A 20,817-nucleotide genomic window follows, 5' to 3' on the forward strand; every position below is an offset into this window, starting at 1 on the left:
TTGGCCTATGGGTTGTGTGACCGTCTGGCCTGTCCCCCGAAGACGAGGCGTATACTAGCGCGTTCATTTCAAAATGAAAAGCCCCTTTTGCGCTTTTATTTCAATTGGTTGGAAATTGACCAGCCCCGGGCGTCAGCGCTGCCCACTTTGTCCGTGCTCTGACACACTAATGGTAGGCAATGGGACACGAGGAGGACCAGGGAATGCCGCTGATTCTGGGAATGAGTCTACTGCTGGCGTGTCAGTTCGCTGGTGAGTTGATCGCGCGGGGGCTGACGTTACCGATACCCGGTCCGGTGATCGGAATGGTGATCCTGCTGATCGGGCTGTCGATTCGCGGCAAGGTGCCGAAGAGCCTGCGTACGACAGGGGAGGGTCTGCTGCGCTACCTGACGCTTCTGTTTGTGCCTGCGGGTGTCGGGCTAATGGTGCATGGCCGGTTGATAGCCGATGACTGGCTCGCCATTGCGGCGACGCTGGTGCTGTCCACGGCATTGACCCTGGCGGTCACCGCCTGGGTCATGGCAAGGCTGGCCGCTCGCCGGGGAGGTCAGTAATGGATGTGGCCGAACTCGACGAGCTATGGGTCTATCTGTCCGGCAATCCGCTGTTGTCGCTGCTGGTCACGCTGTTGGCCTTTGCCCTGGCCGTGCGCATCAACAAGTGGCTGGGCGGCACGCCGCTGCTTCACGCGGTAACCCTGAGCATTGCCCTGATCATCACCTTCCTGCTGGTCACCGGGATCGACTACGCCACCTACTTCGAGGGCGCCCAGTTCATCCACTTTCTGCTGGGGCCCGCCACGGTGGCGCTGGCCATCCCGCTGTATGACCATCGCGAGCGGGTGCGTCAGCTGCTGCTGCCCCTGTTGGTGGCTTGCGGCGCGGGTATCGTGACCGCGGTGGCCTCGACCCTAGGTATTGCGCTGCTGTTCGGGGCGGCGCCCGAGACCGTGCTGTCGTTGGCACCGCGCTCGGTGACGTCGCCCATTGCCATGGGGGTGGCGGAGAAGATTGGCGGTATTCCGTCACTGGCGGCGGGACTCGTCTTGATTACCGGCTCCATCGGCTGTGCGCTGGGGCCGTTCATCTTTCGTCTGCTTGGCATCAAGGACCCGGTGATCCAGGGCTTTACCATGGGGCTCTCGGCCCACGGTTTCGGTACGGCCCAGGCGTTCGCCAAGCTGGGGGCCATGGCCGGTGCCTTCTCTGGGCTTGCCATGGGACTGACGGGCTTGATCACCGCCTTCTTGCTTCCACTGATTGTGGCGATATTCGGACTCTGACCTTCGTCTAATGCGCAACGCAAATTGTCTCCGGCTGAACTATGGTCAAGCGAAGGGACTGGGCCGGAGGTCAAGATGTGGAAGACCATCAAGTCGGTACTCGCCGCGTTTTTCGGCGTGCAACGCGAGTCCCGGCGTCAGGAAGACTTCACCACCGGCAAGGCGTCCAGCTTTATCGTCGTAGGCATCCTCATGGGGGTGCTGTTTGTCGTGATTCTGATCGTGATCGCCACCCTGGCGGCGGGTTGATCGACCCGTTGGCAGGGTGGCGTCTTGCGTTGAAGGCTCGGCCCGCTACAGGCGGGGCAGTGACCAGGCTCTTCTATACTCGAGCCATTGGCGAGCGAACAAGATAACAACGAGCTCCAGGAGGCATCGATGCGCATGCGGCATGTGTGGATGACTGCGGGAACGCTGTTCGCAGGACTCGGAGGGCACCTCCAGGCGTCCGACTGGAACATGCCGGTCGGGGTGACGGACGTCAGTCGTGAGGTCTATTCGCTGCACATGACGATCTTCTGGATCTGCGTGATCATTGGCGTGGTGGTCTTCGGCGCCATGTTCTACTCGCTGTTCCGCTATCGTCACTCCCAGGGCGCAAAGGCCGCCAAGTTCCATGAGCACACCACCGTCGAGGTGATCTGGACGGCCCTGCCGTTGCTCATTCTGGTCGGCATGGCAGTGCCGGCTACCGCCACGCTCAAGAAGATGTACGACGCCTCCGACGCCGACCTGGATGTGATGGTGACCGGCCAGCAATGGCGCTGGCACTACAGCTACCTGGGTGAAGATGTCGACTTTACCTCCAACCTTGCGACCCCCCGCGAGCAGATCTCCGGCGAGAGCGAGAAGGGGGAAAACTATCTACTCGAAGTCGATGAACCACTGGTGCTGCCGGTGGGCAAGAAGGTACGCCTGCTGCTGACCGCCGACGACGTCATCCACTCATGGTGGGTGCCCGAACTGGCGGTCAAGCAGGACGCGGTGCCAGGCTTCGTCAACGAAAACTGGGTGCGCATCAACGAGCCCGGCATCTATCGCGGCCAGTGCGCGGAACTCTGCGGCAAGGATCACGGTTTCATGCCAGTGGTGGTCGAGGCGGTCGAGCAGGAGCAGTTCGATACCTGGTTGGCCGAGCGCAAGGCCGCTGCTGCCCAGGAGGCCCAGGGGGTGGATCGCGAGTGGTCCATGGACGAACTGATGGAGCGTGGCGAGCAGGTCTACGGCTCCATCTGCGCCTCCTGTCACCAGGCCGATGGTAGTGGCCTGCCGCCTGCCTTCCCGGCGCTGGCGGGCAACCAGGCACTGCTGGACGAGCCGGAGCGCCATCTGGATACCGTCGTCAATGGTGTCTCGGGTACCGCCATGCCGGCCTTCCGCACCACCCTGAATCCGGTGGAGATCGCCGCCGTCATCACCTACGAACGCAATGCCTGGGGTAATGAGACAGGCGAGGTGACCCAGCCGGCCGATATCGCCGACATGCTGTCCGAGTAGCCGGACGAACGGCTGTCGGGATCGCGATTGGAGAGCCGTTCAGGTGCCGGGAAATGCAAGCACAAGAGATGAACGAGCAAGGGAATAGCGAACAAGGGATGGTCGACGAACGACCAGTCCGAGCAACCGGGGGCTCTCAGGAGTCACGTTGAACGCACCATCGACGCCCGCCAAGAGTCAGGCAGGCGGCCAACAGGGGAGATCTTCGCCATGGCGTCACTGCCTCCCAAGCATCGACTCGAGTCGTCGGCCTCCGAGGCCAGCTCGGCGGGACACGACGAGCATCACTATCGCCCAGGCGGTCTGATGCGCTGGGTACTGACCACCAATCACAAGGAGATCGGTACCCTTTATCTGATCTTCTCCCTGACCATGTTTCTGATCGGTGGGGTCTTCGCGCTGGTGGTACGGGCCGAATTGTTCCAGCCCGGTCTTCAGCTGGTGCAGCCCGAGTTCTTCAACCAGATGACCACCATGCATGGCCTGATCATGGTGTTTGGTGCGGTGATGCCGGCCTTCGTCGGACTGGCCAACTGGATGGTGCCGCTGCAGATCGGGGCGCCGGACATGGCGTTGCCGAGGCTCAACAACTTCAGCTTCTGGCTGCTGCCGATCGCCTTTACCCTGATGTTGAGTACGCTGTTCATGCCGGGTGGGGCACCGAATTTCGGCTGGACCTTCTATGCGCCGCTGTCCACCACCTACGCGCCGCCGTCCACCACCTTCTTTATATTATCGCTGCACATCGCCGGTATCAGCTCGATCCTGGGGGCGATCAATATCATCGCCACCATCCTGAACCTGCGCGCACCGGGCATGCGCCTGATGGACATGACCCTGTTCGTCTGGACCTGGTTGATCACCGCCTTCCTGCTGATCGCGGTAATGCCGGTGCTGGCCGGGGTGGTCACCATGATGCTGATGGACATCAACTTCGGCACCAGCTTCTTCAATGCCGGCGGCGGTGGTGATCCGGTGCTGTTCCAGCATCTGTTCTGGTTCTTCGGGCATCCCGAGGTCTACATCATGATCCTGCCGGCCTTCGGCATCGTTTCGGTGATCATTCCGACCTTCGCCCGCAAGCGGCTGTTCGGCTATGCCTCCATGGTCTACGCCACCGCTTCCATCGCCATCCTGTCGTTTTTGGTGTGGGCTCACCACATGTTCGTGGTGGGGTTACCGTTGGTGGCGGAGCTGTTCTTCATGTACAGCACCATGCTGATCGCAGTGCCGACCGGGGTGAAGGTGTTCAACTGGATCACCACCCTGTTCCGGGGTTCGATCAGCTTCGAGCCGGCGATGCTGTTCGCCATCGCCTTTGTGGTGCTGTTCACCATCGGTGGCTTCTCGGGGCTGATGCTGGCGATCTCGCCGGCGGACTTCCAGTACCACGACACCTACTTCGTGGTGGCGCACTTCCACTACGTGCTGGTGCCCGGCGCGGTGTTCTCGATCATGGCGGGGGTCTACTACTGGCTTCCCAAGTGGACCGGCCACTACCCGCACCTGCGCCTGTCCCAGTGGCACTTCTGGCTGTCGATGATCGGGGTCAATCTGACCTTCTTCCCGATGCATTTTTCCGGGCTTGCCGGCATGCCGCGAAGAATTCCCGACTACTCGTTGCAGTTTGCCGACTTCAACATGCTCTCCAGTATCGGTGCCTTCATGTTCGGCTTCTCGCAACTGTTGTTCGTGGTCATCGTGATCATGTGCGTGCGGGGCGGCAAGAAGGCGCCAGCCAAGGCCTGGGATGGTGCCGAGGATCTTGAGTGGACGGTGCCGAGCCCGGCGCCTCTGCATACCTTCGAGCACCCGCCCCAGTATCGGCCGGTGGAGCACTGAGTCGGGAGTGTCGCCATGACGGACGTCGTCGAGGATCGCAGTCCCCAGGTTCGACGAACCGTGGTGAAGACTCTGGTGGTGCTGGCGGGGATGTTTGGCTTCGCGTTTGCCCTGGTCCCGCTGTATGACGTCTTCTGCCAGGTGACGGGCCTCAACGGCAAGACCTCGACCAGCGCTCAGACGCTGGTGCACGAAGAGGTCGATACCGAACGCACGGTGACGATGCAGTTCGTGACCCGTGGCAGTGCGGGACTGCCGTGGAAGCTGGAGGCCCACAGTCGCCAGGTTCGGGTTCACCCAGGGCAGAGCACGGAGGTGTATTTCACCTTTCGCAATCTGGGTGACCAGGCGCTGGTAGCAAGGGCGGTGCCCAGCGTGACCCCGTCTCCGGCGTCGCTACATCTGCGCAAGCTGGCCTGTTTCTGTTTCGACAATCAACGGCTGGCGCCGGGGGAGAGTTTCGAGGCGCCACTGGTGTTTCAACTGACCCGCGATCTCCCCGAAGAGATCAAGACCGTGACCCTGGTGTACACGCTCTACCCGCAGGACCAGGGACCGGACGTGGCGGTGACGACGGTGGCCGACGGCGCACCGGGCAGTGACAAGGGACGCCGACCGGCGTCTGGCGAAGATCCAGGAGGTGAAGCATGAGTGGTGGCAGCTACTACGTACCCGCGACCAGCAAGTGGCCGATCCTCGGTTCCCTGGCCATGGGCGTGATGATGGTCGGCGGGGGCACCTGGCTGGTGCACGGGGCGGCGGGGTCGCCGATCATGCTGGCGGGTCTGGTGGGCATCCTGGCGGTGATGGTGCTGTGGTTCAGGGATGTCATCAAGGAGTCCATGTCCGGGCTCTACGACGCCCAGATGGATCGCTCCTTCCGCTGGGGCATGGGCTGGTTCATCTTCTCGGAGGTGATGTTCTTCGGTGCCTTCTTCGGGGCGCTGTTCTACGTGCGGACCCTGGCGCTGCCGTGGCTCGATGGTGAGGGGGCGAAGGGCGTGACGGCGCTGCTGTGGCCCGACTTCACCGCCAGCTGGCCGCTGGAGAACCCACCGGACAGCGCCATCTCGGGGCCGACAGAGACCCTGAGCCCGTGGCAGCTGCCGCTGGTCAACACCCTGCTGCTGGTGTCCTCGAGCATTACCCTGACGGTGGCCCACGAAGCGTTGAAGATGGGCGAGCGTCGTGCCACCCACAACTGGCTGTTCGGCACGGTGCTGCTGGGTACCTGCTTCATCATCATCCAGGGGGTCGAATACTACGAGGCCTACCATCATCTGGGCCTGACCCTGGAGGCGGGCATCTACGGCTCGACCTTCTTCATGCTGACGGGCTTCCATGGCCTCCACGTCATCATCGGCACCATCATCCTGGCCAGCATCCTGATGCGTATCCGCAAGGGCCATTTCAGTGGCGACAATCACTTCGGTTTCGAGGCGGCTGCCTGGTACTGGCACTTTGTCGACGTGGTCTGGCTGGGGCTGTTCATCTTCGTCTACGTGTTCTGAGGCAGGCGGCGTGGGGGCCGCTCAGCCGATCGTACCGGTGGCGAAGCCATAGGCCAGCAACGCCAGCAGCAGGGCGGCCAGGGCTACCCGGATCTTGAGCGAGACCAGCAGGCGGCGTGAGTGGCTGTCGTCCTTGAGCAGGAAGCCGACCCCGGCCGCGAGACTGGCCAGCATGGCCACGAACACGATCAGAATCAGGATCTTGAGCAGCATGGTGAGAGTCCGTTCGAGTGAGGGGAAAAGGCGTGGTCCGGGGCGGCTGGTGGCCTGGTGCCTGCTGTGTGCAGCGCTGATGGTGCTGGGTATCGGCCTTGGACTATGGCAGTGGGAGCGCGCCGCCGGCAAGCGCGACTATCTTGCAAACCTTGCCGAGGCACCGACCTTGAACATGCCAGGGACATTGCCGCCGGACGGCAGCCGCCTGTCACTCGAAGGCGTCTTTCAGGCCGACGAAACCCTCTACCTGGACAATCGGATGCTTGGCAATCGACTCGGGGTGGCGGTGCTCACGCCCTTTGTCGACGTCGAGGGACAGCGGTGGCTGGTGGAGCGCGGCTTTCTCGAGACAGGGGTGTCGCGCCAGGCGCCCTACGCAGAGACGCCGAAGGGGCTGGTGTCGCTGAGCGGTGACTGGCAGGCGGATGGCCGGCGTACGCCGCGGTTCGGTGACAACCTCGAAGGCACGAGACTGCAGCGCATCGAACTCGGAGCCTGGAACGAGGAGTTCAGCTTTGCCGGTTGGCTGCATCAGCGCCAGGGTCCCGGGCATCTGGAGGACTGGTGGACGCCTAACGTCATGCCACCAGAGCGACATCTGGCCTATGCACTGCAGTGGTGGGGGCTTTCGCTGGTGGCGCTGCTGGCGCTGCTGTTTGGAGGTCGACGACTCTATCGTGACCTGTGGGCGGCGGGTACCTCACGCCCTGAAACGTCGATCGCCGACATGACCGCGAGGCAAGAACGCTAAGGCCGTGAGATGGCAAGACCGCGAAAGAAAACCGCGAAAGAAAACCGCGGAAGACAACAACGCCGCGAAGGACAGGAAAGGGTCGAAAGACAAGCGACATCGGCGAGGACAAGAGGCTAGCGCGAGAGCACGACACTAGCGCGAGAACGACAGATACCCGATAGCCCAGCGGACACGACAGGACGGAACGTGTCGACGCAAGGAGTGGAGGTGCGAGGATGACGACGATGGGGTGGCAGCGGCTGAAGCTGGTCGCACTGATCGCGATCTTTGTGATGCCCATGGCGCTTGCCTGGGGCATGGTCGAGTTCCGTATCGGGATTCCCGACAACCGTACCGCCCACGGGGCGCTTGATGCCGATGTGCCGCCGCTGTCCCGGTGGCCGGCTCTTGAGCGCACAGACATTGCCAGTCGCGATCGTGGAGGGGAGCTCGCGGCGCATGCCTGGACCCTGGCCTACGATTGCGGCGATAGCTGCGCCGAAGACGCGGATCGCTGGTGGCGCCTGCACCGGGCGCTGGGCAAGGACGCCCATCGTCTGAGTCGGTTGCGCGTAGGCGGAGACGCTGCCGCCTTGCCTGGCGAGTCGCTGATGACCTGGACCGAGTCGCCGGAGTGGGCCAGTCAGGGGCAGGCGTGGCTGCTTGATCCCCAGGGGTGGGTGGCGGTCGCCTATCCTGCCGGGGTGGAGACCCGGGCGGTGATGGACGACATCGAGCATCTGTTCAAGCGCAACCCCGAGCCACCGCTTGCTGCCCTGGGCGAAGATCCCGGTGAGGCCGAGGCTACCGCAGGTACTGCTGATCTGGTCAGTCTTCACGACAGCCAAGGTGCCAGCGAAGACGCCCGCCAGGAGGTGCGCCATGAATGATCGACGCCTGGCGACGCTGCGGCTCCTGAGTCTTGTGGGGGCGCTGTTCACCGCCCTGGTCATCATGGCCGGTGCCTTCACCCGGTTGCTGGATGCGGGGCTGGGTTGTCCCGACTGGCCGGGGTGCTATGGGGCGCTGGTCGTGCCCGATGCAAGCAGCGCTCTGCTGCATAGTCCGGATGCACCGCTGGAGGCATCCAAGGCCTGGATGGAAATGATTCATCGCTACCTGGCCGGATGTCTCGGGGTCATGGTGATGGCCCTGCTGGTGCTGGCCTGGCCCAGGCGGCGCAAGCCTGGGTTTCCCTGGCGTCTGATGCTGATGCTGTTCGCCGCCTTGATGGTGCAGGGGGCCTTCGGTGCCTACACCGTGACCCTCAAGCTGTGGCCCCAGGTGGTAACCCTTCACCTGCTGGGTGGACTCACGGTAATGACGCTGTTCGTCTGGCTGCATCTGCGCCTGCGTCGTGTCGCCAGGGACGAGGCGGCGCTCGCTGCCCGACCACTGGGGGCGCTGATGGGGGTGGCCACCATGCTGCTGGTGCTGCAACTGGCGCTGGGGGGCTGGACCTCCAGCAACTACGCGGGCATCGCCTGTCAGGGGTTTCCCACCTGCAATAGCCAGTGGGTGCCCGACACCGACTGGGGTGAGGGCTTTCACCTTACCCAGACGGTGGGGCCCAACTATCTGCACGGGGCCCTGCACGCCGAAGCACGCACGACGATCCATCTGGCCCATCGGCTGGGAGCGCTGGCGTTGACGCTGGCGCTGGCACTGGTGGTGATCCGTCGCTGGCATCGCCGTGAGATGCGGCCCTGGCTGCTGACGCTGGCAGGAGCGACAGCTTTGCAGGTCGCCCTGGGTATCGCCAATGTGCTGCTGTGGCTGCCGCTGGGCCTGGCGCTTCTACATACTGCCGGCGCGGTACTGCTGGTCTTCAGTTTTACCCTGGTAGCGTGGAAGCTGCGCCATTCAAGACAGGCGGTGAAGGGACGTCAACGCCAGACCAGAGGAGGGTGGCTCCATGCGTGATGCACAGGCCATGGGGGCAGCGACCCATCCGCTATGGCGTGACTTGCTGACGTTGTGCAAATGGCGAGTGGTCATGGTGATGCTGGTATGCGCCCTGGTGGGGATGTTGCTGGCGATCCCCGGTGCGATATCGCCAGCTGCGCTTAACGCCATGGTGTGCGGGCTTATCGGGATTGCACTGGCCGCCGCCGGGGCGGCGGCGATCAACCACGTGGTGGATCGCAAGCTGGATGCGCGGATGCATCGCACCTCGCGGCGCCCGCTGGCGTCCGGTCGCTTGTCGACGCCACTGGCGCTGGCCTGGGCGCTGTCATTGTCCACCTCAGGGGTGGCGCTGCTGGCGCTGACCGTCAATCCGTTGACCGCTTGGCTTACGCTGTGGTCGCTGGTCGGTTATGCGTTGATCTACACGGTATTTCTGAAACGGGCCACGCCGCAGAATATCGTCATCGGTGGTGTCGCAGGTGCCGCGCCGCCACTGCTGGGCTGGACCAGCGTGACCGGGACAGTGGGAGCCGAACCGCTGCTGCTCATGTTGATCATCTTTGCCTGGACGCCGCCGCACTTCTGGGCGCTGGCGATCTACAAGCGCGATGAATACGCCGAGGCCGGCGTACCGATGCTGCCGGTAACCCATGGCCTCGCCTTTGCCAGACTGCAGGTCTGGCTATATGGCTGGTTGACGGTGGCGGCCACCTTGCTGCCGTTCACCATCGGCATGAGTGGTTGGCTCTATCTGGTCAGCGTCTGTGTGCTCAATCTACGCTTCATGCAGTGGAATCTCAGGGTCTGGCGTGGACACGACGACCAGGCGCCCTTGCAGGCCTTCTGGTTTTCCATCCGCTATCTGCTTGGCGTCTTTCTGGCCTTGTTGCTGGATCACTATCTGAGCATCGCCTTGAGTCCGTGAGGGCCGACTACCTTCGTTCAACGGTTCGGTGTCACAGAAGTGACATCGACAGGTGGCAACAATGCAGACGGTAGTCAGCGGCCTTTCTCGTGATGGATGGTTCAGCCTCCCTGGCAGATGTGTAGAATGCTCCCTTTGACCATCGCACAGGGGGCTGCATGTCCACGACGCTCGCTTATGCCTTGCTCGGGCTTGGCATTGTCATCATTGCCGCGTTGGCGTGGTACGCCTGGTCGTTGAAGATTGAGGTGCGGCGCCGAGAGGGAGTGATTCGGGACGAGGAACGTCGTGCCAGGGAAAATGGCCTGGAAAACCTCGGTCTGGTTGCGTCGGCGCTATTGCAGCGTCAGGTCGATGTGACCGAAGGCTGCTGGCGGTTGAAAGTATTGTTCGAGATCATCGATCCGGCACTGCTTGAGCGGCGCGAGTTCAGGGTCTTTGCCGAGGTCTACGAACAGACCCGTCATCTGCACACACATCAGGCGCGTCAAGAGCTTACGCCCAAGGAGCGGTTCGCTGAAGACAAGCAGCGACTGGCCGTGGAAGAAGCGAATCGCGACGATGTGCTGGCTGCGGCACAGGCTGCGCTGGATTTTCAAGCCCGTTACCCCGACTCTCTCAATTGAGCGATCTCGAACACTGTTCGATGAAGTGAATGACGGGCGGGTATCGCCTGTGCTAGTTTGATTGTACAGAAGCGATACGTCATGATATCGCCTGCAAGGGATTGGTCGTGCAGCAATTGTCTTGCACGATGGGCCGTTGGCAGAAGACGTTGAGATATTGGCGACTAATAGACTGGCTAGGCGCTGTATTTCATGCTTTTCTTGCCTATGAGGAAGTAGGGTACCTATCCTGTTTCTCGATCGGCACAACATTGGACCCGCTGAAGAACAGGGTTACCCGTATTCAGCATTGAGTGTCAGATAGAAGAAGGAGTCTTACATGAAAAAATCAACGACTGGCTTGCTGCTCGGTTCTGCACTGGTTGTCGGCCTCTCCGGCTGCGCCAGCTCCGCCTCTCAGTCCTCCTCCGGCATGAGCGCATCTGACGCCAAGCCGTGGTACCAGCACCCGATGGTGTGTGGTATCGCCGGTGGTCTGATCGGCGGTGGTATCGGCTACGGCACCACCAGCGATGACGACGAGGAAACCGGCGCTGCTGTCGGCGCGACCGTCGGCACCGTGGCTGGCGCTCTGCTGTGTGCCGAGCCGAACAAGGAGCCGATGAACGCTCCGAAGGATTCCGACGGTGACGGCGTCTACGACGCCAACGACCAGTGCCCGGGTACTCCGGCCGGTGTCGCCGTGGACGCAGTGGGTTGCCCGCTGGATTCCGACAACGATGGCGTGCCGGACTTCCAGGACCAGTGCCCGGGTACTCCGGCTGGCGTCGAGGTCAACTCCCTCGGTTGCGAGAAGGACCTGGTCCTGCGTGACGTGAACTTCGAGTTCGACTCCGCCGTCCTGACCGCTCAGGCTGAGCAGGTTCTGGCTGGTGTTGCCGAGCGTCTGCGCGCCAACCCGAACGTCGGCGTGCGCATCGAAGGTCACACCGACAGCGTCGGTTCCGACAGCTACAACAAGCAGCTGTCTCAGGAGCGTGCCGCTTCCGTTGCTCGCTTCCTGGCGAGCCAGGGTGTTCAGCCGAACCGCATGCGTGCCATCGGTTACGGTGAAGAGCAGCCCATCGCGACCAACGACACCGATGCAGGTCGTGCGGAAAACCGTCGTGTGGAACTGGGTGAGTGGCAGTAAGTCTGCCCTGACCGAGTCCGTCTCGATCGTCTGATCGAGCGCGATGACATCAGCGAGGCGCCTTCGGGCGCCTCGCTGCGTTTTGGGTGATGGTGGCCTGTCTTGCCATCCCGCTCGCCAGAGGTGTCGCGACGCCCTTCGCAGGGGTAGAGCATGGCGCCGGTGGCGCCATTTCTGATATTCTATGTCGCTGTTTCACCCCTCGAATCCATTTTGGCGACACGTGATCCCTGGTATGGATCACCACTGCGCACAAGGACAGCTTGCATGCCCATCGTGACACTGCCTGACGGCAGTCAGAGAACCTTCGATTCCCCCCTTAGCGTCATGGAACTGGCCGAGAGCATCGGCCCGGGACTTGCCAAGGCCTGCGTGGCCGGCAAGATCGACGGCGTATTGGTGGACGCCGCGGACCTGATCGAGACGGACGCCGAGGTGGCGATCCTGACCGCACGTGACGAGGAAGGCCTGGAGATCATCCGGCATTCCTGTGCCCACCTGATCGGGCACGCGGTCAAGCAGCTCTATCCCGAGGCCAAGATGGCCATCGGCCCGGTGATCACCGACGGCTTCTATTACGACATCGATTTCGGCCAGTCGATCACCCCGGAAGACCTCGAGACCATCGAGAAGCGCATGAAGCAGCTGATCGATGAAGAGTACGACGTGGTCCGCGAGTACGTCGATCGCGATGCCGCGATGCTGGAATTCCTGCATCGCGATGAGCCCTACAAGCAGGAAATCGTGCGCGGGATTCCCGAAGGCGACACTATTCGCCTCTACCGCCACAAGGAATATACCGACATGTGTCGTGGGCCCCACGTGCCCAACACGCGTCACCTCAAGGCGTTCAAGCTGACCAAGCTGGCCGGTGCCTACTGGCGCGGCAATGCCGACAACGCCATGCTGACCCGCATCTACGGCACCGCCTGGGGCGACAAGAAGCAGCTCAAGGCCTACCTGCACCGCCTCGAGGAGGCCGAGAAGCGCGATCACCGCAAGCTGGCGCGTCGTCTCGATCTCTTCCACATGCAGGAAGAGGCGCCGGGCATGGTGTTCTGGCACCCCAACGGCTGGACCCTGTGGCAGCGCGTCGAGCAGTACATGCGTGGCGTCTACAAGGAGGGCGGCTATCAGGAGATTCGCTGTCCCCAGATCATGGACGTGTCGCTGTGGAAGAAGTCCGGCCATTGGGATAACTACGCCGACGGCATGTTCTTCACCGAGTCCGAGAAGCGTGAGTACGCGCTCAAGCCGATGAACTGCCCGGGCCACGTCCAGGTGTTCAACTCCGGCCTGCGCAGCTACCGTGAACTGCCGGTGCGCTTCGGCGAATTCGGCGGCTGTCACCGTAATGAGCCGTCCGGCGCGCTGCACGGCATCATGCGAGTGCGCGCCTTTACCCAGGACGACGGCCACATCTTCTGTACCGAAGAGCAGGTGCAGCCTGAGGTGACGAGCTTCCATCGCCAGGCGCTCAAGGTCTACAGCGACTTTGGCTTCGAGGATATCGCGATCAAGATCGCCCTGCGCCCGGAAAAGCGCATCGGCGACGACGACACCTGGGATCGTGCCGAGAACGCCCTGCGTGGCGCGCTGGAGGCCTGTGGGGTCGAGTGGCAGGAGCTGCCGGGCGAGGGCGCCTTCTATGGTCCCAAGATCGAGTATCACATGAAGGACTGCCTGGGCCGCGAGTGGCAGGTCGGCACCATGCAGGTCGACTTCATGATGCCCACGCGCCTGGGTGCCCAGTACGTGACCGAAGAGGGCGAGCGCAAGCCGCCGGTCATGCTGCACCGTGCCATCGTCGGTTCGATGGAGCGCTTCATCGGCATCCTGATCGAGCACTACGCCGGCGCCATGCCGCTGTGGCTCGCGCCGGAGCAGGCGGTGGTGATGATCATCACCGATGCCCAGAAGGAATACGCCGAAGCCTTGACCTCACGACTGCAAAAAATCGGTCTTCGCGTCAAGTCGGACTTGAGGAACGAGAAGATCGGCTTTAAAATTCGCGAGCATACGTTGCAGAAGGTACCCTATCTCCTGGTGGTCGGAGATAAGGAAGTAGAGGCCGACTCGGTGGCTGTGCGTACGCGCAGCGGCGAAAATCTGGGCACCATGACCGTGGACGCCTTTATTGAACGAGTTCAGGCCGAGCGGTACTAACGGGTAGGCGGCATGGGTCGCCCCCTCGTGTGAGGCTCTAGGCACGCACCTTCCCAGCTCTCGCACCTTCCAAAGCTACAGTGGAGACGGAACCATCAAGAGAAGCAACCCCAGAGGACGCCCCCAGGACAAGCGTCCGCCAATGAACGAGCGCATCACCGAAGATCAGGTCCGCCTGATCGCCAGCGACGGCGAACAGCTTGGCATCGTGGATACCCGCGACGCCCTTGAGCGTGCCGAAGCGGAAGGGATGGACCTCGTACAGATTTCCAATGCCGATCCGATCGTCTGCAAGATCATGGATTACGGCAAGTTCGTCTTCGAGCAGAAGAAGCAGAAGGCTGCTCAGAAGAAGAAGCAGAAGCAAATCCAGGTCAAGGAAGTCAAATTCCGTCCTGGCACCGACGAGGGTGACTATCAGGTCAAGATGAAGAACTTGATTCGATTCCTCGAAGGTGGCGACAAGGGCAAGGTCACCCTGCGTTTCCGCGGGCGTGAAATGGCGCACCAGGACATCGGCCGCAAGCTGATGGAACGGATCGCAGCGGATCTCGAGGAAATCGGGACCGTGGAATCCTTCCCCAAGATGGAAGGGCGCCAGATGATCATGATCATTGCCCCCAAGAAGAAGTGATCCGACGGCCGGTTCAACGATTGGTCAGCCTGTGAAGGCTGGCCATTGGCCCCGGATTTTCTAAAGAAACTCGAGCGGAGTTATTCTCATGCCGAAGATCAAGAGCAACAGCGGCGCTGCCAAGCGCTTCAAGAAGACTGCCAACGGCTTCAAGCACAAGCAGTCCTTCCGTAGTCACATTCTGACCAAGAAGTCCACCAAGCGTAAGCGTCAGCTGCGCGGCATGCAGCAGATCCACGACGCCGACAAGGCACTCGTGCGTCGCATGCTGCCGTACGTATAAACCCTTGGTGAACCCCCTTTAACGTCAGGAGAGTGCTATGACTCGTGTCAAGCGTGGTGTCGTCGCCCGTCGTCGTCACAAGAAGATCATGAAGCAGGCCAAGGGCTACTACGGTGCCCGTTCGCGCGTCTTTCGCGTTGCCAAGCAGGCCGTCATCAAGGCCGGCCAGTACGCGTACCGCGACCGTCGCCAGCGCAAGCGTCAGTTCCGTGCCCTGTGGATCCAGCGTATCAACGCCGGTGCCCGTCAGCACGGTCTGTCCTACAGCCGCTTCGTCGGTGGTCTGAAGAAGGCCGGTATCGAAATCGACCGCAAGGTCCTGGCTGACCTGGCCGTTCACGAGAAGGCAGCCTTTGCTGCCATCGTCGAGAAGGCCAAGGCTGCCCAGTAAGCGCGTTCGAATGATGAGCGAGCTCTCCCCATGGAGAGAAGAGCGTTCATGATCGCCCCAGGGGAAGAGCAGCCGCTCTTCCCCTGTTTTTTTGGCGACCCCTTTTTCATCGCGATCTCTCTACTATTGCGCGACCACTCCACCACTGAACGATCAACGATATCGGAGCTCAACGTATGGACCACCTTCCCGACCTGGTTCAACAAGCTCGCGACGCCATCCAGTCAGCCGACTCCATGGCCGCACTCGACGAGATTCGCGTCAAGTACCTGGGCAAGAAGGGCGAACTGACCGCGCTGCTCAAGGGGCTCGGCAAGCTGCCCGCCGAGGAGCGCCCGGCGGCCGGTGAGCGCATCAACCAGGCCAAGCAGGAGCTGGCCAAGGAACTCGATACCCGGCGCGAGGCCCTGGCCAAGGCCGAGCTCGACGCCAAGCTTGCCGCAGAACGCCTGGATGTGACCCTGCCGGGTCGTGGACAGCCGACCGGTGGCCTGCATCCGGTGACACGCACCCTGGAGCGTATCGAAGGCCTGTTCCGTCGCATCGGCTACGAGGTGGCGGTGGGGCCAGAGCTCGAAGACGACCACCACAACTTTGAAGCCTTGAACATCCCGGCCCACCATCCGGCGCGGGGCATGGCCGACACCTTCTATTTCGACGCCACCCGGCTGCTGCGCACCCACACCTCGCCGGTCCAGGTGCGCACCATGAAGGCCGAGGAGCCGCCGATCCGCATCGTCTGCCCGGGTCGTGTGTACCGCAGTGACTCGGATCTGACCCATACCCCGATGTTCCATCAGGTCGAGGGCCTGTTGATCGAGGAAGACGTCAGTTTTGCCGACCTCAAGGGCACTATCGAAGACTTTCTGCATGCCTTCTTCGAGCGCGATGACCTGTCGGTACGTTTCCGTCCGTCCTATTTCCCCTTCACCGAGCCCTCCGCCGAGGTCGATATCGCCTGCGTGATGTGCGCCGGTGAAGGTTGCCGTGTGTGCTCCCACACCGGCTGGCTCGAGGTGATGGGCTGCGGCATGGTCCACCCGGAAGTCTTCCGTCACGGCGGCATCGATCCCGAGCGCTATACCGGTTTCGCCTTCGGTATGGGTGCCGAGCGCCTGGCCATGCTGCGCTATGGCGTCAACGATCTGCGCCTGTTCTTTGAAAACGATCTGCGCTTTCTTCGTCAGTTTCACTGAGCGCTGCGGGCCAGAGGGCCCGATAAAGAACATCGAATGCAGGAACAGGACGTCAAGGAGTCCTCATGAAAGTATCCGAACAGTGGCTGCGTGAGTGGGTATCTCCGCAGCTTTCCACCCAGGGGCTTGCCGACCAGATCACCATGGCGGGGCTCGAGGTGGACGCCGTCGAACCCGTGGCGGCGGCCTTCAGCGAGGTGGTAGTGGCCAAGGTGGTCGACAAGGCCCAGCACCCTGATGCCGACAAGCTCAACGTCTGTCAGGTCGACGACGGAAGCGGCGAGACCGTGCAGGTGGTATGTGGCGCCCCCAATGTGGCCGCCGGCCAGCATATCCCGTTCGCCCGGGTGGGCGCGGTATTGCCGGGTGACTTCAAGATCAAGAAGGCCAAGCTCAGGGGCGTCGAGTCCCGCGGCATGATCTGCTCAGCTTCCGAACTGGGCCTTGAGGAGGGCACCTCCGAGGGCATCCTGGTGTTGCCCGAGGACGCTCCGGTGGGCACCGCCCTGCGTGACTACCTGGGCCTGGATGACCACACCATCGAGGTCGATCTGACGCCGAACCGCGGTGACTGTCTGAGCGTCCAGGGCCTGGCCCGCGAAGTCGGCGTGCTCAACCGTCTTGGCCTGAACGAGCCGGAGATCTCCGAGGTTGCGGCCAGTCATGACGAAACCTTCCCGGTCAGGGTCGAGGACGTTGAGCGCTGTCCGCGCTATATCGGCCGTCTGATCAAGGGCGTCGATATCAACCGTCCCACGCCGATGTGGATGGTGGAGCGTCTTCGCCGCAGCGGCGTGCGCGCCATCGATCCGGCGGTGGACGTGACCAACTACGTGATGCTGGAACTGGGTCAGCCGCTGCATGCCTTCGATCGTGCCAACCTCGAGGGTGCCGTGATCGTGCGTCTGGCGCGCCAGGGCGAGGAGCTTGTGCTGCTCGATGGCCAGACCGTCAGCCTCGACCCGAGCACCCTGATCATCGCCGACGAGAAGGGACCGCTGGCCCTGGCCGGCGTGATGGGCGGCGAACACTCCGGTGTCAGCGAGGCCACCCGCGATATCTTCCTGGAAGGCGCCTTCTTCACCCCCTTGGCGGTGGCCGGGCAAGCGCGCTCCTACGGGCTTCACACCGATGCCTCGCATCGTTTCGAGCGCGGCGTCGATCCCGAGCTGACGCGCCGTGCCATCGAGCGGGCCACCGAGCTTCTGATCGCCATCTGCGGCGGCGAAGCCGGGCCGCTCAATGAGCAGGCATCCGACGCGCACCTGCCGGCTCAGCGTGAGGTGACCCTGCGCACCGATCGGCTGGCCAAGGCGCTGTCCAAGCGCCTGGACGACGCCGAGGTCGGCGAGATCCTCGAGCGCCTGGGCATGGCGGTGGAAAGCATCGACGCTGGCTTCCGGGTCAAGGTGCCGAGCTGGCGTTTCGACGTCACCATCGAGGAAGACCTGATCGAGGAAGTGGCGCGGATTCACGGCTATAACCGTCTGCCGGTGCGTCGCCCAGCCGTGCGCCTGGCCCTCAAGGCAGACCATGAGGCCAGAAGCCCGTTGTCGCGGCTGCGTCGTCAGATGACCGCACGTGGCTACCAGGAAGCGATCACCTACAGTTTCGTCGCCCCGGAGCTGCAGCGTGTGCTGCTGCCCGAAGCGGTGTCGCCGGTGCTGGCCAACCCGATTTCTGCGGATCTGTCGGTGATGCGGGCGAGCCTGTTCCCGGGCCTGGTCAGGGCGCTTGAGCACAATCTCAATCGCCAGCAGCCCCGTGTGCGCCTGTTCGAGAGCGGCCTCGTTTTCCGCGGCGAGCTCGATGAACTGGAGCAGGTGCCGATGCTCGGCGCCATCGTCTGCGGCTCGCGCCTTCCCGAAGGCTGGGCCGGCGGTCGCGACAAGGTCGACTTCTTCGATCTCAAGGGTGACCTCGAGAGTCTGTTCGAAGTAACCGGCAGCGCCGACGCCTGGCGTTTCGAGCCGGGCGAGCACCCGTCACTGCATCCCGGACAGTGCGCGCGCATCCTCCATCGCGGCGAGGAAGCCGGCTGGATCGGCACCCTGCACCCGGCGGTCAAGGCCAAGCTTGGTCTCAAGACCGACGCCGTGTTGTTCGAGGTGCGCCTCGACGCGCTCAGCCAGGGCAGCATCCCTGCCTTTGCGCCGCTGTCACGGTATCCCGAGGTGCGTCGCGACCTGGCCTTTGTGGTGGATGAGGACCAGCCGGTGCAGGCGCTGCTCGACCGCGTGCGTGCCGAAGCCGGTGAATGGCTCACCGAACTGGGGCTTTTCGACGTCTATCAGGGTAAAGGCGTAGCCGAAGGTCGTAAGAGTGTGGCCTTGGGCTTGACCTGGCAGCATCCTTCGCGCACGCTAAATGACGAAGAAATCAATCAGTTGGTCGATGCCATCGTGGCAACGGCTCGGCAGGGACTCGATGCCGAGCTGCGTGCCTGACGCTTTCCCCTGACGGGCGCGGACGGTTGGCGTGACCATCACCATGAGGATAAGAACATGGGAGCGTTGACCAAGGCAGAACTGGCCGAGCATCTGCATACCGAGCTCGGCCTGTCCAAGCGGGAGGCGAAGACCATGGTGGAAGCCTTCTTCGAGGAAATTCGCGCCTGTCTGCGGGAAAACGAGCAGGTCAAGCTGTCGGGATTCGGCAATTTCGATCTGCGCGACAAGCGTGAAAGGCCTGGGCGAAATCCCAAGACGGGAGAAGAGATTCCGATCTCGGCTCGGCGTGTGGTGACCTTCCGGCCCGGGCAGAAATTGAAAAGCCAGGTGGGGCATCCCGAGGAAGCCTAGAGGTGTGAAGCCTTGGCTTTGCCGGCCTCGCCCGATCGCCAAGCGTCGCTCCACGATAGTGTTGTCTTGCGACGTCTTGCGCCGTCTTGAAAGGTTCCGGCCCGTAAAGGCGTCACCCTAAAGAAGTGTCGTAACCGAAGGTCGTGACGGAAAGTGTTATCGGAAAAAGCGCCGCCCCAAGAGGGCGGCGCTTTTTTTGTGGCGGGGCTGGAGTGGAGCCTTGCAACAGAGCCTTTGCAGCCGTGGCTGATATCAAGGTCACCGGTGCACCGGGCGTCAGCCTTCCTCGGTGCTCTGGCGATCGAGATTCGTCTGTCGGGCTTCTTCCTCTCTTTCCTGGGCCTCCTGGGCCAGTGTCTTGCGCGGCAACAGCAGGTTCAACAGGAAGGCGCTGATCGCGGCGATCACGATGGGTGCACCTGTGACCACGTCCTTGACCGTTTCCGGGAACTGTTCGATCGCCGACGGCACCGAGGTGATGCCCAGGCTAAGGGCGAGAGACAGCCCGACGATGGTCATGTTGCGGGCGGTCATCTCGTCCTTGATCAGCAGCTGGATGCCGGTCACCGTGATCATCCCGAACACGGTGATGGTGGCGCCACCGATGACCGGATAGGGGATGGTCGTCATCAGCGCGCCGAACTTGGGGCTGAGGCCGGCCAGCAGCACGATGACACCCGCCAGCATGAAGACGCTTCGACTGATGACCTTGGTGATCGCCACGATGCCGACGTTCTGGCTGTAGGTGGAGGTCGGCAGGGCACCGAAGAAGGTGCTCAGGGTGGTCGTCAGGCCATTGCCGAGCAGGCCGCCGGTGAGTTCCTTTGTCGCCAGTTCCCGGTTCATCCCCGCCACGCTGGTCGCGGAGAGATCGCCAATCGTCTGGACCGAATTGATCACGCAGATCACCACCATGGAAATGATGGCCGCGGAGTGAAACTCCATCTCGAACGGCATCAACTCCGGCACCGCCAGCCATGGGGCGTTGCTCACCGGGGAAAAGTCGATCATGCCCAGCGGTATGGCGACCAGATAGCCCACCAGCATGCCGATGATGATGGCCGACAGCTTGACCACGCCGCGCCCGAACTGGGACGCCACCAGGACGGTGACCAGCGTCAGAACGCCCAGGCCCCAGTTGACGAGATCACCGAAGCCTTCGGCGTTGACGTTGCCACTGCCAGCCATGTAGCGGATGGCGATGTCATAGAGCGACAGTCCGATCACCAGCACCACGGTGCCCGCCACCACCGGGGGAAAGAGGTGGCGGATGAACTGGATGAAGTAGCCCACCACCATCATGGTGATGCCACCGATCAATTGGGCGCCCAGGATGCCTTCGATGCCGTACTGGGCGCCGACGGCGATCAGCGTTGGCACATAGGCGAAGCCGACACCGAAGATGGCCGGCAGGCGGGCGCCGAACTTCCAGACGCCGTAGAGGTGGAAGAGGGTGCAGACGCCGGAGGCAAGCACCGCTACCTGAATCAGCTGGAGCTTTTCCGCCGGGGTGGCGCCGACCACGCCGGCGACGATAAGCGGCGGCGTGATGACACCGGCGATCATCGCCAGCACGTGTTGAAGCGAGATGGGCAGCGCCCGGGCTATGCCGGGCCGGCCGTGGAAGTCGAACAGTGTCGTGGGGGGTGTCTGCATGATCCTGGCCATTGT

22 protein-coding genes are annotated in these 20,817 nt (G+C 62.6%); 20 read left to right on the forward strand and 2 right to left on the reverse strand.

Features of this window, described 5'->3' with window-relative positions; genetic code table 11:
- Positions 1-203: 203 nt before the first annotated feature.
- From NKF27_RS09525 to NKF27_RS09555, 7 genes are all read left to right on the forward strand, one after another.
- Complete coding sequence (locus NKF27_RS09525) at positions 204-557, forward strand: CidA/LrgA family protein (RefSeq protein ID WP_045991507.1); 354 nt, start codon at positions 204-206, stop codon at positions 555-557.
- Positions 557-1,285 carry an LrgB family protein gene (locus NKF27_RS09530; RefSeq protein WP_253556257.1) on the forward strand — a complete coding sequence of 243 codons (729 nt, stop codon included), beginning with the start codon at positions 557-559 and terminating at the stop codon, positions 1,283-1,285. Before NKF27_RS09525 ends, NKF27_RS09530 begins: the two co-directional genes overlap by 1 nt.
- Before the next feature lie 75 nt (positions 1,286-1,360).
- The gene (locus NKF27_RS09535) at positions 1,361-1,534 is read left to right on the forward strand and encodes a DUF2970 domain-containing protein (protein WP_083970217.1); all 174 of its coding nucleotides are present in this window, start codon (positions 1,361-1,363) and stop codon (positions 1,532-1,534) included.
- Positions 1,535-1,669: 135 nt separating this feature from the next.
- Entirely contained in the window at positions 1,670-2,782 is a 1,113-nt protein-coding gene (gene coxB / locus NKF27_RS09540; protein WP_253556447.1) for a cytochrome c oxidase subunit II, read from the forward strand.
- A 210-nt stretch (positions 2,783-2,992) separates the two neighbouring features.
- Positions 2,993-4,624 (forward strand): cytochrome c oxidase subunit I, encoded by a 1,632-nt coding sequence (gene ctaD / locus NKF27_RS09545; protein WP_045991505.1) that lies wholly within the window; start codon positions 2,993-2,995, stop codon positions 4,622-4,624.
- 15 nt (positions 4,625-4,639) lie between these two features.
- A complete protein-coding gene (locus tag NKF27_RS09550; protein WP_253556258.1) occupies positions 4,640-5,275 on the forward strand; it encodes a cytochrome c oxidase assembly protein in 636 nt (211 codons plus the stop codon).
- On the forward strand, positions 5,272-6,135 hold the full coding sequence (locus NKF27_RS09555; RefSeq protein ID WP_222569057.1) for a cytochrome c oxidase subunit 3: 864 nt from the start codon (positions 5,272-5,274) through the stop codon (positions 6,133-6,135). The genes NKF27_RS09550 and NKF27_RS09555 overlap by 4 nt, the downstream gene beginning before the upstream one ends.
- A 21-nt stretch (positions 6,136-6,156) precedes the next feature.
- Here NKF27_RS09555 and NKF27_RS09560 read toward each other — a convergent pair whose 3' ends face one another.
- On the reverse strand, positions 6,157-6,348 hold the full coding sequence (locus NKF27_RS09560; RefSeq protein WP_045991503.1) for a DUF2909 family protein: 192 nt from the start codon (positions 6,346-6,348) through the stop codon (positions 6,157-6,159).
- Between NKF27_RS09560 and NKF27_RS09565 the strand changes: the two genes are divergently transcribed.
- The 13 genes from NKF27_RS09565 (at position 6,347) to ihfA (ending at position 19,146) form a co-directional block, all read left to right on the forward strand.
- A complete protein-coding gene (locus NKF27_RS09565) occupies positions 6,347-7,102 on the forward strand; it encodes an SURF1 family protein (RefSeq protein ID WP_253556259.1) in 756 nt (251 codons plus the stop codon). The genes NKF27_RS09560 and NKF27_RS09565 overlap by 2 nt on opposite strands.
- 218 nt (positions 7,103-7,320) lie before the next feature.
- Positions 7,321-7,974: a hypothetical protein gene (locus NKF27_RS09570; RefSeq protein ID WP_253556260.1), complete on the forward strand. Its 654-nt coding sequence runs from the start codon at positions 7,321-7,323 to the stop codon at positions 7,972-7,974.
- On the forward strand, positions 7,967-9,007 hold the full coding sequence (locus tag NKF27_RS09575) for a heme A synthase (protein WP_253556262.1): 1,041 nt from the start codon (positions 7,967-7,969) through the stop codon (positions 9,005-9,007). Before NKF27_RS09570 ends, NKF27_RS09575 begins: the two co-directional genes overlap by 8 nt.
- A complete protein-coding gene (gene cyoE, locus NKF27_RS09580) occupies positions 9,000-9,917 on the forward strand; it encodes a heme o synthase (RefSeq protein WP_253556264.1) in 918 nt (305 codons plus the stop codon). Before NKF27_RS09575 ends, cyoE begins: the two co-directional genes overlap by 8 nt.
- A 158-nt stretch (positions 9,918-10,075) precedes the next feature.
- Positions 10,076-10,543, forward strand: a complete 468-nt coding sequence (locus tag NKF27_RS09585) for a DUF2489 domain-containing protein (protein WP_253556265.1) — start codon at positions 10,076-10,078, stop codon at positions 10,541-10,543.
- Positions 10,544-10,862: 319 nt separating this feature from the next.
- The gene (locus tag NKF27_RS09590; RefSeq protein ID WP_045991498.1) at positions 10,863-11,675 is read left to right on the forward strand and encodes an OmpA family protein; all 813 of its coding nucleotides are present in this window, start codon (positions 10,863-10,865) and stop codon (positions 11,673-11,675) included.
- 267 nt (positions 11,676-11,942) lie between these two features.
- Positions 11,943-13,841, forward strand: a complete 1,899-nt coding sequence (thrS, locus tag NKF27_RS09595) for a threonine--tRNA ligase (protein WP_045991497.1) — start codon at positions 11,943-11,945, stop codon at positions 13,839-13,841.
- Positions 13,842-13,935: 94 nt separating this feature from the next.
- Positions 13,936-14,475, forward strand: a complete 540-nt coding sequence (gene infC / locus NKF27_RS09600) for a translation initiation factor IF-3 (protein ID WP_083970214.1) — start codon at positions 13,936-13,938, stop codon at positions 14,473-14,475.
- Positions 14,476-14,563: 88 nt separating this feature from the next.
- On the forward strand, positions 14,564-14,758 hold the full coding sequence (rpmI, locus tag NKF27_RS09605) for a 50S ribosomal protein L35 (protein WP_045991495.1): 195 nt from the start codon (positions 14,564-14,566) through the stop codon (positions 14,756-14,758).
- 37 nt (positions 14,759-14,795) lie between these two features.
- Entirely contained in the window at positions 14,796-15,149 is a 354-nt protein-coding gene (gene rplT, locus NKF27_RS09610; protein WP_045991494.1) for a 50S ribosomal protein L20, read from the forward strand.
- A gap of 176 nt (positions 15,150-15,325) precedes the next feature.
- Positions 15,326-16,345 carry a phenylalanine--tRNA ligase subunit alpha gene (pheS, locus tag NKF27_RS09615; protein WP_045991493.1) on the forward strand — a complete coding sequence of 340 codons (1,020 nt, stop codon included), beginning with the start codon at positions 15,326-15,328 and terminating at the stop codon, positions 16,343-16,345.
- Positions 16,346-16,410: 65 nt separating this feature from the next.
- Complete coding sequence (gene pheT, locus NKF27_RS09620) at positions 16,411-18,792, forward strand: phenylalanine--tRNA ligase subunit beta (RefSeq protein WP_253556266.1); 2,382 nt, start codon at positions 16,411-16,413, stop codon at positions 18,790-18,792.
- 57 nt (positions 18,793-18,849) lie between these two features.
- Positions 18,850-19,146, forward strand: a complete 297-nt coding sequence (gene ihfA / locus NKF27_RS09625; RefSeq protein ID WP_045991491.1) for an integration host factor subunit alpha — start codon at positions 18,850-18,852, stop codon at positions 19,144-19,146.
- Between the two features lie 276 nt (positions 19,147-19,422).
- Here the strand turns inward: ihfA and NKF27_RS09630 are convergent, their stop codons facing one another.
- Positions 19,423-20,802 carry a uracil-xanthine permease family protein gene (locus NKF27_RS09630; protein ID WP_253556267.1) on the reverse strand — a complete coding sequence of 460 codons (1,380 nt, stop codon included), beginning with the start codon at positions 20,800-20,802 and terminating at the stop codon, positions 19,423-19,425.
- Between the last annotated feature and the right edge of the window lie 15 nt (positions 20,803-20,817).

Source organism: Halomonas sp. DN3 (genome assembly GCF_024137905.1).
Lineage (GTDB): Bacteria > Pseudomonadota > Gammaproteobacteria > Pseudomonadales > Halomonadaceae > Halomonas > Halomonas litopenaei.

Coding starts and splice junctions, on each gene's coding strand:
- NKF27_RS09590 (WP_045991498.1), top strand. CDS start 10,863: ATGAAAAAATCAACGACTGGCTTGCTGCTCGGTTCTGCACTGGTTGTC.
- pheS (WP_045991493.1), top strand. CDS start 15,326: ATGGACCACCTTCCCGACCTGGTTCAACAAGCTCGCGACGCCATCCAG.
- ihfA (WP_045991491.1), top strand. CDS start 18,850: ATGGGAGCGTTGACCAAGGCAGAACTGGCCGAGCATCTGCATACCGAG.
- NKF27_RS09565 (WP_253556259.1), top strand. CDS start 6,347: ATGGTGAGAGTCCGTTCGAGTGAGGGGAAAAGGCGTGGTCCGGGGCGG.
- NKF27_RS09630 (WP_253556267.1), bottom strand. CDS start 20,802: ATGCAGACACCCCCCACGACACTGTTCGACTTCCACGGCCGGCCCGGC.
- ctaD (WP_045991505.1), top strand. CDS start 2,993: ATGGCGTCACTGCCTCCCAAGCATCGACTCGAGTCGTCGGCCTCCGAG.
- NKF27_RS09570 (WP_253556260.1), top strand. CDS start 7,321: ATGACGACGATGGGGTGGCAGCGGCTGAAGCTGGTCGCACTGATCGCG.
- cyoE (WP_253556264.1), top strand. CDS start 9,000: ATGCGTGATGCACAGGCCATGGGGGCAGCGACCCATCCGCTATGGCGT.
- NKF27_RS09525 (WP_045991507.1), top strand. CDS start 204: ATGCCGCTGATTCTGGGAATGAGTCTACTGCTGGCGTGTCAGTTCGCT.
- NKF27_RS09575 (WP_253556262.1), top strand. CDS start 7,967: ATGAATGATCGACGCCTGGCGACGCTGCGGCTCCTGAGTCTTGTGGGG.
- rplT (WP_045991494.1), top strand. CDS start 14,796: ATGACTCGTGTCAAGCGTGGTGTCGTCGCCCGTCGTCGTCACAAGAAG.
- thrS (WP_045991497.1), top strand. CDS start 11,943: ATGCCCATCGTGACACTGCCTGACGGCAGTCAGAGAACCTTCGATTCC.
- NKF27_RS09535 (WP_083970217.1), top strand. CDS start 1,361: ATGTGGAAGACCATCAAGTCGGTACTCGCCGCGTTTTTCGGCGTGCAA.
- pheT (WP_253556266.1), top strand. CDS start 16,411: ATGAAAGTATCCGAACAGTGGCTGCGTGAGTGGGTATCTCCGCAGCTT.
- NKF27_RS09555 (WP_222569057.1), top strand. CDS start 5,272: ATGAGTGGTGGCAGCTACTACGTACCCGCGACCAGCAAGTGGCCGATC.
- NKF27_RS09585 (WP_253556265.1), top strand. CDS start 10,076: ATGTCCACGACGCTCGCTTATGCCTTGCTCGGGCTTGGCATTGTCATC.
- rpmI (WP_045991495.1), top strand. CDS start 14,564: ATGCCGAAGATCAAGAGCAACAGCGGCGCTGCCAAGCGCTTCAAGAAG.
- NKF27_RS09530 (WP_253556257.1), top strand. CDS start 557: ATGGATGTGGCCGAACTCGACGAGCTATGGGTCTATCTGTCCGGCAAT.
- coxB (WP_253556447.1), top strand. CDS start 1,670: ATGCGGCATGTGTGGATGACTGCGGGAACGCTGTTCGCAGGACTCGGA.
- NKF27_RS09550 (WP_253556258.1), top strand. CDS start 4,640: ATGACGGACGTCGTCGAGGATCGCAGTCCCCAGGTTCGACGAACCGTG.
- NKF27_RS09560 (WP_045991503.1), bottom strand. CDS start 6,348: ATGCTGCTCAAGATCCTGATTCTGATCGTGTTCGTGGCCATGCTGGCC.